Origin of the sequence: Massilia aerilata, from assembly GCF_042656905.1 — a bacterium.
GTDB classification, from domain to species: domain Bacteria; phylum Pseudomonadota; class Gammaproteobacteria; order Burkholderiales; family Burkholderiaceae_D; genus Telluria; species Telluria aerilata.
The window spans coordinates 308,437-320,794 of the sequence record NZ_JBHSMZ010000026.1 but is presented as its reverse complement, the minus strand read 5'-3'; the positions used below and the strand labels follow the sequence as shown (position 1 = coordinate 320,794).

Annotated in this window: 9 protein-coding genes; 2 read left to right on the top strand and 7 right to left on the bottom strand. The window is 63.5% G+C overall.

Features of this window, described 5'->3' with window-relative positions; all coding sequences use genetic code 11:
- Nucleotides 1-8 precede the first annotated feature (8 nt).
- The 5 genes from ACFPO9_RS26720 to ACFPO9_RS26700 all read right to left on the bottom strand — a co-directional run bounded on the left by ACFPO9_RS26720 (nt 9) and on the right by ACFPO9_RS26700 (nt 5,366).
- Nucleotides 9-872: a branched-chain amino acid ABC transporter permease gene (locus ACFPO9_RS26720; protein WP_379777301.1), complete on the bottom strand. Its 864-nt coding sequence runs from the start codon at nt 870-872 to the stop codon at nt 9-11.
- A 4-nt stretch (nt 873-876) separates the two neighbouring features.
- The gene (locus ACFPO9_RS26715; protein ID WP_379777299.1) at nt 877-2,082 is read right to left on the bottom strand and encodes an ABC transporter substrate-binding protein; all 1,206 of its coding nucleotides are present in this window, start codon (nt 2,080-2,082) and stop codon (nt 877-879) included.
- A 31-nt stretch (nt 2,083-2,113) separates the two neighbouring features.
- On the bottom strand, nt 2,114-2,830 hold the full coding sequence (locus ACFPO9_RS26710; protein WP_379777297.1) for an ABC transporter ATP-binding protein: 717 nt from the start codon (nt 2,828-2,830) through the stop codon (nt 2,114-2,116).
- A complete protein-coding gene (locus tag ACFPO9_RS26705) occupies nt 2,830-3,597 on the bottom strand; it encodes an ABC transporter ATP-binding protein (protein WP_379777295.1) in 768 nt (255 codons plus the stop codon). The genes ACFPO9_RS26710 and ACFPO9_RS26705 overlap by 1 nt, the downstream gene beginning before the upstream one ends.
- A 140-nt stretch (nt 3,598-3,737) precedes the next feature.
- Nucleotides 3,738-5,366, bottom strand: coding sequence for a GMC family oxidoreductase (locus ACFPO9_RS26700; protein WP_379777657.1), 1,629 nt, complete (start codon nt 5,364-5,366; stop codon nt 3,738-3,740).
- A 442-nt stretch (nt 5,367-5,808) separates the two neighbouring features.
- Here ACFPO9_RS26700 and ACFPO9_RS26695 point away from each other — a divergent pair, with 442 nt between their 5' ends.
- Both ACFPO9_RS26695 and ACFPO9_RS26690 read left to right on the top strand, forming a co-directional pair.
- Nucleotides 5,809-6,015: a hypothetical protein gene (locus tag ACFPO9_RS26695; protein WP_379777293.1), complete on the top strand. Its 207-nt coding sequence runs from the start codon at nt 5,809-5,811 to the stop codon at nt 6,013-6,015.
- A gap of 702 nt (nt 6,016-6,717) precedes the next feature.
- Nucleotides 6,718-7,506 carry a 5'-methylthioadenosine/adenosylhomocysteine nucleosidase gene (locus tag ACFPO9_RS26690; RefSeq protein ID WP_379777655.1) on the top strand — a complete coding sequence of 263 codons (789 nt, stop codon included), beginning with the start codon at nt 6,718-6,720 and terminating at the stop codon, nt 7,504-7,506.
- Here ACFPO9_RS26690 and ald read toward each other — a convergent pair.
- Both ald and putA read right to left on the bottom strand, forming a co-directional pair.
- Nucleotides 7,476-8,591: an alanine dehydrogenase gene (gene ald, locus ACFPO9_RS26685; RefSeq protein ID WP_379777291.1), complete on the bottom strand. Its 1,116-nt coding sequence runs from the start codon at nt 8,589-8,591 to the stop codon at nt 7,476-7,478. The genes ACFPO9_RS26690 and ald overlap by 31 nt on opposite strands.
- Before the next feature lie 82 nt (nt 8,592-8,673).
- Complete coding sequence (gene putA, locus ACFPO9_RS26680) at nt 8,674-12,321, bottom strand: trifunctional transcriptional regulator/proline dehydrogenase/L-glutamate gamma-semialdehyde dehydrogenase (protein WP_379777289.1); 3,648 nt, start codon at nt 12,319-12,321, stop codon at nt 8,674-8,676.
- Nucleotides 12,322-12,358 lie beyond the last annotated feature (37 nt).

The window sequence follows — 12,358 nt, the reverse complement described above, 5'->3', positions numbered from 1 at the left end:
GAGGCCCTTTATTTCTCCTTGCCGAACAGGCCCGCCGGCCGCAACAGCAGCACGATCACCATCACCACGAACACCACCACCTCCGAGGCTTCCGGATAAAACACCCGGGTCAGGCCCTCGATCACGCCCAGGCCGAGGCCGGTGAGGATGGAACCGAGGATCGAACCCATGCCGCCGATCACCACCACCGCGAACACGACGATGATCAGGTTCGATCCCATCAGCGGCGTGACGTTGATGACGGGCGCCGCCAGCACCCCGGCAAAGCCGGCCAGGGCCACGCCGAAGCCATAGGTCAGCGTGACCATCAGCGGCACATTGACGCCGAAGGCTTCGACCAGTTTCGGGTTCTCGGTGCCGGCGCGCAGGTAGGCGCCCAGTTTCGTCTTCTCGATCGTGAACCAGGTCGCCAGGCAGACCGTCAGCGAAGCGGCCACCACCCAGGCGCGGTAGTTCGGCAGGATCATGAAGCCGAGGTCGGTGGCGCCGGTCAGCGCTTCCGGCACGTCCAGGGTCTGGCCGGACACGCCGTAGAAGGAGCGGAACACGCCCTCCAGCAGCAGGGTAATGCCGAAGGTCAGCAGCAGGCCGTACAAATGGTCCAGCTTGTACAGCCAGCGCAGCATGGTTTTCTCGACCAGGATGCCGAACACGCCCACCAGCAGCGGCGCCAGCAGCAGCATCGCCCAGTAGTTCAGGCCGAAGGCGGTGACGCCGATGTAGGCGGCAAAGGCGCCCATCATGTACAGCGCCCCATGCGAGAAATTGATGACGTTGAGCAGGCCGAAGATCACGGCCAGGCCCAGCGACAGCATCGCATAGAAGGAACCGTTGACCAGCCCCAGCAGGAGCTGGCTCATCATCGCCTGCATCTACTTATTTCCAGGCCGCGCATTTGGTTTCCGCCTTGGCCGTGTAAGCCTGGGCGCCCGGGATGGTCGACACCACCTTGTAGTAGTCCCACGGCCCCTTCGATTCCTTCGGCGTTTTCACTTGCATCAGGTACATGTCGTAGACCATGCGGCCGTCCGGGCGAATCTCGCCGTTATTGGCGAACATGTCGTTGATTTTCGTCTTGCGAAGCTGGGCCATGACCTTGTCGGCATCGTCGCTGCCAACCGCCTTCACCGCGTTCAGGTAGTTGGTGGTGGCCGAATAATCGGCCGCCTGCAGCATCGAAGGCTGCTTCTTCATCTTGGCGAAGTAGCGCTTGGCCCAGGCGCGGGTCTGGTCGTTCTGGTCCCAGTACCAGCCGTCGGCCAGGTACAGGCCCTGGGTCGTGTTCAGGCCGAGGGTGTGGATATCGTTGATGAAGACCAGCAGGCCGGCCATCTTCATGGTCTTGGTCAGGCCGAATTCATTGGCGGCTTTCATCGAGTTGATGAAGTCGCCGCCGGCGTTGGCCAGGCCCAGCACCTGGGCTTTCGAGGACTGCGCCTGCAGCAGGAAGGACGAGAAGTCGGACGCCGACAAGGGGTGCTTGACGCTGCCCACCACGCTGCCGCCGTTGGCCTTGATGATGGCGGTGGCGTCCTTTTCCAGCGACTGGCCGAACGCATAGTCGGCGGTCAGGAAGTACCAGGACTTGCCGCCCTGCTTGATCATGGCGGGCGCGGCCACGCGCGCCAGCGCCACGGTGTCGTAGGCGTAGTGCACGGTGTAGGGCGAGCAGTCCTCGTTGGTCAGCCTGGCCGAGCCGGCGCCGATGGCGATGAACACTTTCTTCTTCTCCTGCGCGACCTTGGCCATGGCCAGGCTGGCGCCCGAGTTGGTGCCGCCGATCAGCATGTCGACGCCCTGCTGGTCGAACCATTCACGGGCTTTACTCGCGGCGATATCGGCCTTGTTCTGGTGGTCGGCGACCATGAACTGGATTTTTTTACCGTTGACGGCGCCGCCGAGGTCGGCGATCGCCATGCGCACGGCCTCGGCGCCGCCGTTGCCGTCGATGTCCGAATACACGCCGGACAGGTCGGTGATCATGCCGATCTTGATGGTGTCGCCCGAGACCTGGGCCTGGGCGGGGAAGGACATTGCCGCGCTCAAGGCGGTGGCGGCGAGGGCGATGGCGGTGCGTTTCATGGGCTGGGTCTCCGTTGTACAAGGTTGTTATTCAGACGCCGAGCAGCTCGGTCAATTCCGGCATGCTGGCCTGCAGCTCGGCGGCGCGGACCGTTTTGACGATCCGCCCGTGTTCCATCACATAGAAGCGCTCCGCCAGCGGCGCGGCGAAGCGGAAATTCTGTTCCACCATCACGATGGTGTAGCCCCTGGCCTTGAGGGTCGTGATCATGCGCGCCAGCGCCTGCACGATGACGGGCGCCAGGCCCTCCGAGATCTCGTCCAGCAGCATCAAACGAGCGCCGGTGCGCAGGATGCGCGCCACCGCCAGCATTTGCTGCTCGCCGCCGGACAGGCGCGTGCCCTGGCTGCGGCGGCGCTCGTACAGGTTCGGGAACATCTCGTAGATCTCGTCCAGCGTCATGCCGGCCGCCCTGCCCTGCGACGCCGCCAGCACCGGCGGCAGGAGCAGGTTTTCCTCGGTCGACAGCGAGGAGAAAATACCGCGCTCTTCCGGGCAATAGCCGACACCGAGGTGCGCAATCTTGTAGGTCGGCAGCCTGATCGCCTCCTGGCCGTGGATGCGGATCGAGCCGCGCCGGGTTCCGGTCAGGCCCATGATGGCGCGCAAGGTGGTGGTGCGGCCGGCGCCGTTGCGGCCCAGCAGGGTCACGACCTCGCCCTCGGCGACGCTCAAGCTGACGTCGTGCAGAATGTGCGATTCGCCGTACCAGGCTTGCAAGCCCTGGATCTCGAGTGCGGCTGCCATCAGTGCGCTCCTTGCAGCGGCGCTTCGGTGCCCATGTAGGCCTCCAGCACCTGCGGGTTGCGGGAGACCTCGGCATAGCTGCCCTCGGCCAGGATGGCGCCGCGCTGCAGCACCGAAATGCGGTCGCAGATGCCGGACACCACGTTCATGTTGTGTTCGACCATCAGGATCGTGCGCCCGCTTGATACTTTTTTGATCAGTTCCGTCACGCGGTGCACGTCTTCGTGACCCATGCCCTGGGTCGGTTCGTCGAGCAGCATCAGTTCCGGCTCCATGCCCAGGGTGGTGGCGATCTCGAGCGCGCGCTTGCGCCCATACGGCAGGTCGGCGGTCAGCATGCCGGCAAAGCTGGCCAGGTCGACTTCTTCCAGCAAGGCCATCGCGCGCTGGTTCAGCTGGTCCAGGCTCCGTTCGCTGCGCCAGAAATGGAAACCGGTGCCGAGGGCGCGCTGCAGGCCGATGCGCACATTCTGAAGCACCGTCAGGTGCGGGAACACGGCCGAGATCTGGAAGGAGCGGATGATGCCCATGCGGGCGATCTGGGCCGGCCGGGCGCCCGTGATGTCGCGGCCGTTGAACAGGATCTGGCCCGAACTCGGCACCAGGAACTTGGTCAGCAGGTTGAAACAGGTGGTCTTGCCGGCGCCATTCGGGCCGATGAGGGCGTGGATATGGCCGCGCTGCACTTGCAGGTCCACGCTGCCGACGGCCGTGAACCCCTTGAATTCCTTCGTCAGCTTGCGGGTTTCCAGGATGAGGTCCGCCATGACTTCTCCATCGACGAGTGATACGAGTGGAAAACTTTCCAAATCTTACACATTTTCAGGCACCGCCACGATACAACACATCGTTTGCGCCGGCGCCCGTGGCGCGTCTGCGTCAGCGCAAACCCGTTGTGCATTTTTGCTCAGCGCTGCGCCTGTTTCGCCAGGAGCTGGGCCGCTTTCTCGGCAATCATCAGGGTCGGCGAGTTCGTGTTGCCGGAAGTAATAAAAGGCATGATCGAGGCGTCGACCACGCGCAGCCCGCGCACGCCTTTTACGCGCAGCTCGCTGTCGACCACGGCCATGGGATCATCGAGCTTGCCCATCCTGCAGGTGCCGGCCGGGTGGAAAATCGTGGTGCCGATCAGGCTGGCGGCTGCGGCCAGCTCTTCCTCGGTGCGGTAGCTTGGACCCGGCTTGAACTCCTCGGGCCGGTACTTCGCCAGCGCGGGTGAGGCGACGATGCGGCGCGTCAGCGCCAGCGCGCGCGCCGCCACTTGCCTGTCTTCCGGCGTGCTGAGGTAATTCGGCGTGATCTTCGGCGGCGCGTAGCTGTCGTTGGCGGCGATGCGCACGTGGCCGCGCGAAGTCGGGCGCAGGTTGCAGACGCTGGCGGTGAAGGCGGGAAAACCGTGCAGCGGGTCGCCGAATTTTTCCAGAGAGAGCGGCTGGACGTGGTATTGCAGGTTGGGCGTGGCCTGGCCGGGATCGGAGCGGGCGAAAGCGCCCAGCTGGGACGGCGCCATCGACATCGGCCCGCTCTGGAACAGCATGTATTGCAGGCCGATTTTCGCCTTGCCGAACCAGCTGGCCGCCGTGGTGTTCAGCGAGGGCGCGCCGGTGATCCGGTAAACCATGCGCAGCTGCAAGTGGTCCTGCAGGTTTTCGCCCACCCCCGGGGCGTCGACCAGCGGGTTGACACCGTGTTGCGCCAGGCCGGCGGCCGGGCCGATGCCGGACAGCTGCAGGATGGTGGGCGAACCGATCGCGCCGGCGGCGAGCAAGGTTTCGCGGCGCGCGGTGGCGCTGAAGGCCCGGCCACTGCCCGTAAATTGCACGCCGCGGCAGAACTTGCCGTTCTCGTTCGATTCGATCAGCAGCTTTTCGACGTGGCAGCCGGTCATGATGGTGAGATTCGACCGCTGCGAGGCCGGTTTCAGGAAGGCCTTGGCGGTGTTCAGGCGAATGCCGCGGCGCTGGTTGACTTCAAAATAGGCGCAGCCGGCATTGTCGCCGCCGTTGAAATCGGCGATTTTCGGGATGCCCGCTTCACTGGCCGCTTCCCGGAAGGCATCCAGGATTTCCCAGGACAGGCGCTGGCGCTCGACGCGCCATTCGCCGCCGCTGCCGTGGATGTCGCTGGCGCCGCCGTGGTGGTCTTCGCTCTGCCGAAACAGCGGCAACACATGTTCCCAGCGCCAGGACGGATCGCCGCTGAGCTCGGCCCAGCGGTCGTAATCGCCGGCCTGGCCGCGCATGTAGATCATGCCGTTGATCGAGGACGAGCCGCCCAGGACTTTTCCGCGCGGGTAGATCAGTGCTCTCCCCGCCAGGCCGGGGTCGGCTTCGGTACGGAACAGCCAGTCGGTGCGCGGATTGTCGATGCAGTAGAGATAGCCGACCGGGATGTGGATCCACAGGTAATCGTCCTTGCCGCCGGCTTCGATCAGCAAGACCTGGACCTCGGGCTTTCGTGTCAGGCGGTTGGCAAGCACGCAACCGGCGGTGCCGGCGCCCACGATGATGTAGTCGTATTCCCCTGCCGATTCCACGCTGCTCCCTTCCATGTCCGGATACGGTGATGCTTCGCTGGAGCAAGCTTACCAGAACGTCAAGGTGTAGAGGCGCTTACTCGCTGTGGATAAGGGTTTGCATATCCACAGGTACCGATTGTGCGGAACAGCGCGTTTTCGCACAGCGCGAATTTTTATCCATTTTTTCCCTCAGGCAAACATAAGACAAATGCACTGGCTTATGCGGTGCGTAAACTGCTGATCTTGTGGATAAAACAGGGCTTATCCACAGATGGGACCCCCCGTTAACTACTACAACTATTCTGTAAACTAACTTTAGTTGTAAACCTGACGAGTGCGTTTCGTTTTATGGCCTCCCCGAAAAAACACCGACATCGATCAGGCTGGCGCCTGGCCCTATCGTTGAAACGATGGCTGCTCAAAAAAATTTTCCGGCTCCGGTCAGGCCGCGAACCCAGCCATGCTGACGACCTCGACCCTGCTTGCAAACAGCCGAAAACGCTTCGGCAAGCAGCAAACCACCCGCCTCTGTGGACAAGCCCATGAATATCCACAGGATCGAATGTGCGAAACCATGCAACTTGGACACAGGCGTTTTTTTGTCCAGTTAACGTCCCTGCCAGACGCAAGCCTTGTTCAGCAGTTTGAAAAATACGTAAACCCTTGAGCCTGTGAAGAAAATCCCACTTATCCACAGAAGGCGCGGCGTTTACTATCACTACCAATTTATATATCTAAACAAGTTAACTAATACAAAGAAGCGGCTCCGCGTGGAAAACCGGGCGCTTTGCCCCTATTCGCCTGCAGCCAACAGCTACCAAACAAGAAGCGAACAGCAACAACGAAACGCAAACGCCGAAGGTGATCGACACCAGGCCAACACTGTTCGAACGTTTTTTTGTCTTCAGGAAGAAAGTGGAACCGCCGAGACCGGCGCAAGGAAAATCGCCGGCATCCTGCCGACTTCCGAAACCTGATCGCCGATTGCCGACGAGCTGGTCTCAGACTGCTGGCCTGGTTTGCCAGCTGATCTGTATGCAAACAGACAAGTTCAGCAGCTCAAACGCCTGCCAAACCGCATCGTCTGTGGAAAAACGCCTGCATATCCACAGCAGCAAATGTGCAGAAACCACTTTTTTGGAAGCGCTAGCGTTTTTGTCCAAGTTCCGTTCAGCTTGGATACAATGCTTTTCCAGCGCGTCCGGCTGCACGTAAGCCGTTGACGCTGTAGACAAATCTCGGCTTATCCACAGCAAACTGCCCGTTTACTATCTACTACCAGTTTTTATATACATCTTGTTTTATTAAAACACTGGGCTGCAAAACCGCTTCCAAACCGGCTTGAAAAGCCATGCAGGACGAAAAAAACATGCGATTAGGGATCATCAGCGCCTTGCACGAAGAACAGCAGGGGCTCGTAGAAGCCATGGAGAGGCCCTACAAGCTCATCCATGGCATGCGTGAGTACTGGACCGGTAAACTCTGGGAAATCGACGCTGTGTGCGTTTTATCGCGTATAGGCAAGGTTGCAGCGGCCATGACAGCCACCACGCTTGTGGAGAAGTTCGGTGTTACCCACATCCTGTTTACGGGGGTAGCCGGTTCAGGCGACGCTTTCGTGCGTGTCGGCGACATCGTGGTGGCCGAAAACCTGGTCCAGCACGATATGGATGCGAGTCCGCTGTTTCCGCGTTACGAGGTGCCGCTGACGGGATTGAGCCATTTCGCCAGCGACCGCCAGATGGCGCTGGAACTGACGCACGCCGCCCAGCGTTTCCTCGAGCTGGAAATGGATAAAGCCATCGATCCTCAGGAAAGGGCCGTATTCGCGCTCCAGGCGCCTCGGGTGCACCGTGGCCTGGTCGGTAGCGGCGACCAGTTCGTCAGCCACAGGGAGCGCATCCAGGCCCTTGGCGCGGCTCTGCCGGGGCTATTGGCGGTGGAAATGGAAGGCGCAGCAGTGGCGCAGGTGTGTTTCGAGCTCGGGATCCCGTTCGGCGTGATCCGCACGATTTCCGACAACGCCAATGAAAACGCGGCCACCGACTTCATGCGCTTCGTGAAGTCGGTGGCCGCGCGCTACGCCTTTTACGTCGTCAGGCAGTTCTGCGCCCAGTTGCAGGCGGCTCAGGCAAGCAGGGTGTCCGCAGGCACGTAGTCATAGCCCAGATCCTTGGCCACGGCGGCATAGGTGACCTTGCCCTGGGCAACGTTCAGGCCGTTTTTCAGGTGCGGGTCCTCGCGCAGCGCCTGCCGCCAGCCTTTCGTCGCCAGCGCCACCGCATGGCCGATGGTGGCGTTGTTCAGCGCAAAGGTCGAGGTACGGGCCACCGCGCCCGGCATGTTCGCCACGCAATAGTGCACCACGCCGTCGACCACGAAGGTCGGATCGGCGTGGGTGGTCGCGTGGGACGTCTCGAAGCAGCCGCCCTGGTCGATCGCGACGTCGACCACCACCGCCCCCTTCTTCATGCGCGACACCATGCTGCGGGTAACCAGCTTCGGCGCCGCCGCGCCCGGCACCAGCACGCCGCCGATCACCAGGTCGGCGGACAGTACCGCTTCCTCGATCGCATGGGCGTTCGAGTACAGGGTCGAGATCCGGTTGCCGTAGATCAGGTCGAGCTGGCGCAGGCGATCGACGCTCTTGTCCAGCACGCTGACCCGGGCGCCGGTACCGACCGCCATCTGCAGCGCATTGGTGCCGACCACGCCGGCGCCGATGATCACCACGTGCCCCGGCGCCACGCCCGGGACCCCGCCCAGCAGCAGGCCCATGCCGCCCTTCGATTTTTCCAGGTGGCTGGCGCCGGCCTGGATCGCCATGCGCCCTGCCACCTCGCTCATCGGCGCCAGCAGCGGCAGCCCGCCGCCCGGACCGGTGATGGTTTCATAGGCGATGCAGATGGCGCCCGACTTGACCAGCGCCGCGGTCTGTTCCGGATCCGGCGCCAGGTGCAGATAGGTGTACAGGATTTGTCCCTCGCGCAGCATCGCGCATTCCTGGGGCTGCGGTTCCTTGACCTTCACGATCATGTCCGCGCGCTCGAAAATTTCCTTCGCGCCGGCGACGATGCTGGCGCCCGCCGCCGTGTATTGTTCGTCGGATAAGCCGATCTCGGCCCCGGCGCCGGTCTGCACCAGCACCTGGTGCCCGCGTCCCACCAGTTCGTGGACGCTGGGCGGGGTCAGGCCGACCCGGTATTCATGGTTTTTGATTTCCTTCGGAACGCCAACTAGCATTTTGTCTTCCTCCAAGTAGAACAACTGAAACCACTGCTCATGTGAAAACCGGGGCAAGCGCCCCGGTCATTTCTTCTTATGATTACAAGCTCAGCGTCATCAGGCTTGCGTTACCGCCAGCCGCCGTCGTGTTGACGCACAAGGCCCGTTCGGCCACCAGCCGCCACAGCGCGACCGGCTGATCCGCCCGGGTATCGACGATGCCGACGATGGCGCCGGTACGAGCCGCCAGTTTCGCCTGCAGATTTCCTTTCACACCATGTTCGACCAGCGCCATCTGAATATCCAGGCTGTCCAGCTCCGCCTCGCCGACGAAGCGCAGCTGCGCCTTCACTTCCGGCGGCAGGCTGCCCAGCACCTGGTCGCGCGCGTCGGCCAGCACCAGCGCACGGTTGCCGGTGACCAGCACCGCCGCCAGCTGGTTCAGCAAGCCTTTGGTATCGCTCGCCGCGCACAGGATGGCGCCGCGCGGGGTAAAGCCGAGTACGTTGCGCTCGCCGGTCGGGCCCGGCAAGTCGATGCTGACGCCGTCCAGCGTGGTGTTGGTATAGCCTTCGGCCAGCACGGCGACATCGCCGTGGCCCTTGGCCTGCATCCAGCCCATCAGGCCGTCCAGCGCGGCATTGCTGTGGCGCGCGCGTTGCAGCAGCGGCAAGGCGGCCTGTTGCAGGCGCTTCAGGTAGAGCGGGCCGCCGGCCTTCGGACCGGTGCCGGATTTGCCTTCGCCGCCGAAAGGCTGCACGCCGACCACGGCGCCGACGATGTTGCGGTTCACATAGATGTTGCCGACGTGGGCGCGCGCCGTGATGAAATCGATGGTCTCGTCGATGCGCGAGTGAATACCCAGGGTCAGGCCGTAGCCGGTGCCGTTGATGGTGTCGACCACCTTGCCCAGGTCGGCGCGGCGGTAGCGCACGATGTGCAGCACCGGGCCGAAGACTTCGCGCTGCAGTTCCGCCATCGAACCGATTTCCAGCACCGTCGGCGGCACGAAGGTGCCTTGCGCCTGCAGGGCGGCCGGCAGTTCGAGCGCGAAGTACTGCCTGGCGCTGGCTTTCGTACGTTCGATGTGGGCCAGCAGGTTCTGCTGGGCTTCGCGGTCGATCACCGGGCCGATGTCGGTCGCCAGGCGGTCCGGCACGCCGACGCGCAGTTCCTGCATCGCGCCCTTCAGCATCTTGATCGTCTTGTCGGCGATGTCTTCCTGCAAGAACAGCACGCGCAGGGCCGAGCAGCGCTGGCCGGCGCTGTCGAAGGCCGACGACAGCACGTCCTGCACCACCTGTTCCGGCAGCGCCGAGGAATCGACGATCAGCGCGTTCTGGCCGCCGGTTTCCGCGATCAGCGGAATATCGCAGCCTTCTTCAAACGCGCGCTTGGCCAGCGTACGGTTGATCAGCTGGGCGACTTCGGTCGAGCCGGTGAAGATCACGGCTTTTACACGCGCATCTTGAGTCAGGGCGGCGCCGACGGTCTCGCCGCGGCCCGGCAGCAGCTGCAGGGCGCCTGCCGGCACGCCGGCTTCGTGGAACAGCTGCACGGCGCGGTGCGCGATCAGCGGGGTCTGCTCGGCCGGCTTGGCCAGCACGACGTTGCCGGCGGCCAGTGCGGCGGCGACCTGGCCCGTAAAAATGGCCAGCGGGAAGTTCCACGGGCTGATGCACGTTACCGGTCCCAGTGCCTTTGCATCCCCTTCTTCGCGGATCTCGTTCGCGTAATAGCGCAGGAAGTCGACCGCCTCGCGGATCTCGGCGATCGCGTTCGGCAGCGATTTGCCCGCTTCGCGCACCGCCAGCGCCATCAGCTCGCCCATGTTCTGCTCGAACAAGTCGCCGACCCTGGCGACGATGTCGGCGCGGGCAGCGGCGCCCAGGCCTTCCCAGGCCGGGAACGCAGTCTGGGCTGCCTGCAGCGCGGTGTCGACGTCGCCGACCGTCGCTTCGGTCACCTGGCCGACGATATCGGCCGCTTGCGCCGGATTGATCACGTTGACCGCGCCCACGGCTTCCAGCGGACCGTCGATCAGCGGCGCCGCCAGGTAGTGGCGCGGCGTACCGAGGCTTTCGGACAGGGCGCGCAGCACGTGTTCATTGGCCAGGTCCAGGCCGGCGGAGTTCTTGCGCCCTGGGCCGAACATGTCCAGCGGCAGCGGAATGCGCGGGTGCGGCAGGCAGTGCGCGGCGCGGGCCTGCTCGAACGGGTCGGCCAGCAGGGTGTCGATCGGCACGCTTTCGTCGACGATCTGGTTCACGAACGAGGAATTCGCACCGTTTTCCAGCAGGCGGCGCACCAGGTAGGCCAGCAGGGTCTCGTGCGAACCGACCGGCGCGTAGATGCGGCAGGCTTTACCCAGGTTCTCCGCGCCCACGACCTGGTCGTACAGGGTCTCGCCCATGCCGTGCAGGCACTGGAACTCGTAGTTCGAGACGCCATCGGCCTTGGCCCAGGTGTAGATCACCGACAGGGTGTGCGCATTGTGGGTCGCGAACTGGGCGTAGATGAGGTCGGTGGCGCTCAGCAGTTTTTTCGCGCAGGTCAGGTAGGACACGTCGGTGTACACCTTGCGGGTGTAGACCGGGTAGCCCGGCAGGCCGTCGACCTGGGCGCGCTTGATCTCGGCGTCCCAATACGCGCCTTTTACGAGACGCACCATGAACTTCTGGCCGCTGCGGCGCGCCAGGTCGACCACGAAGTCGATCACGAAGGGGCAGCGCTTTTGATAGGCCTGCACCACCAGGCCGATGCCCTCGAAGCCGGCCAGTTCCGCATCGAAGGCCAGCGCTTCCAGCATGTCGAGCGAGATTTCCAGGCGGTCGGCTTCCTCGGCGTCGATGTTGATGCCGATGTTGTACTGCTTGGCCAGCAAGACCAGCTTGCGCACGCGCGGCAGCAGTTCGCCGATCACGCGGGCATACTGGGCGCGGCTATATCTCGGGTGCAGGGCCGACAGCTTGATCGAGATGCCCGGGCCGTCCTTGATGCCGCGGCCGTTCGAGGCTTTGCCGATCGCGTGGATCGCGGCTTCGTAGGAAGCGTAGTAGTTCTCGGCGTCGAGCTCGGTCAGCGCCGCTTCGCCCAGCATGTCGTAGGAGTAGCGATAGCCGCGGGTTTCATTCTCTCGGCTGTTTTTCAGCGCTTCATTGATGGTCTGGCCGGTCACGAACTGGTTGCCCAGCATGCGCATGGCCATGTCGACGCCCTTGCGGATCAGCGGTTCGCCGCCCTTGGCGATCAGGCGGGTCAGCGCCGAACCGAGACCCTTTTCGCTGCTGCTCGAGACCAGCTTGCCGGTGATCAGCAGGCCCCAGGTGGCGGCGTTCACGAACAGCGACGGCGATTCGCCCAGGTGCTTCTTCCAGTCGCCCTTGCTGATCTTGTCGGCGATCAGGCGGTCGGCGGTGTCCGAATCCGGAATCCGCAGCAGTGCCTCGGCCAGGCACATCAGGGCCACGCCCTCTTCCGACGACAGCGAGAATTCGTGCATCAGGGCATCCACGCCCGAGGAACGGGTGCGTTTTTCGCGCACGGCGGAGACCAGGCGGTGCGCCAGCATGTAGGCGTCGGCCGAGGCCGCGGCGCCCTGGGCCAGCAGCCATTCGACGGCCGCGGTTTCGTCGCAGCGGTAGGCGCTGGTGATGGCGGCGCGCAGCGGCGTCTGCTCGCGCTTGGTCTCGGCCTGCAGGGCGTCGAAGGGAACGAAGGTGATGGCCGGGGTGGCGGCAATGTTCATGGAAGCTTTATCAAAAAGTAAAAGGGGCCGTACATGC

What these genes read in the sequence shown, in the direction of transcription:
- ACFPO9_RS26720 (WP_379777301.1), bottom strand. Translation starts at nt 872, where the DNA reads ATGCAGGCGATGATGAGCCAGCTCCTGCTGGGGCTGGTCAACGGTTCC.
- ACFPO9_RS26695 (WP_379777293.1), top strand. Translation starts at nt 5,809, where the DNA reads ATGCTGACGACCTCGACCCTGCTTGCAAACAGCCGAAAACGCTTCGGC.
- putA (WP_379777289.1), bottom strand. Translation starts at nt 12,321, where the DNA reads ATGAACATTGCCGCCACCCCGGCCATCACCTTCGTTCCCTTCGACGCC.
- ACFPO9_RS26690 (WP_379777655.1), top strand. Translation starts at nt 6,718, where the DNA reads ATGCGATTAGGGATCATCAGCGCCTTGCACGAAGAACAGCAGGGGCTC.
- ACFPO9_RS26710 (WP_379777297.1), bottom strand. Translation starts at nt 2,830, where the DNA reads ATGGCAGCCGCACTCGAGATCCAGGGCTTGCAAGCCTGGTACGGCGAA.
- ACFPO9_RS26715 (WP_379777299.1), bottom strand. Translation starts at nt 2,082, where the DNA reads ATGAAACGCACCGCCATCGCCCTCGCCGCCACCGCCTTGAGCGCGGCA.
- ald (WP_379777291.1), bottom strand. Translation starts at nt 8,591, where the DNA reads ATGCTAGTTGGCGTTCCGAAGGAAATCAAAAACCATGAATACCGGGTC.
- ACFPO9_RS26705 (WP_379777295.1), bottom strand. Translation starts at nt 3,597, where the DNA reads ATGGCGGACCTCATCCTGGAAACCCGCAAGCTGACGAAGGAATTCAAG.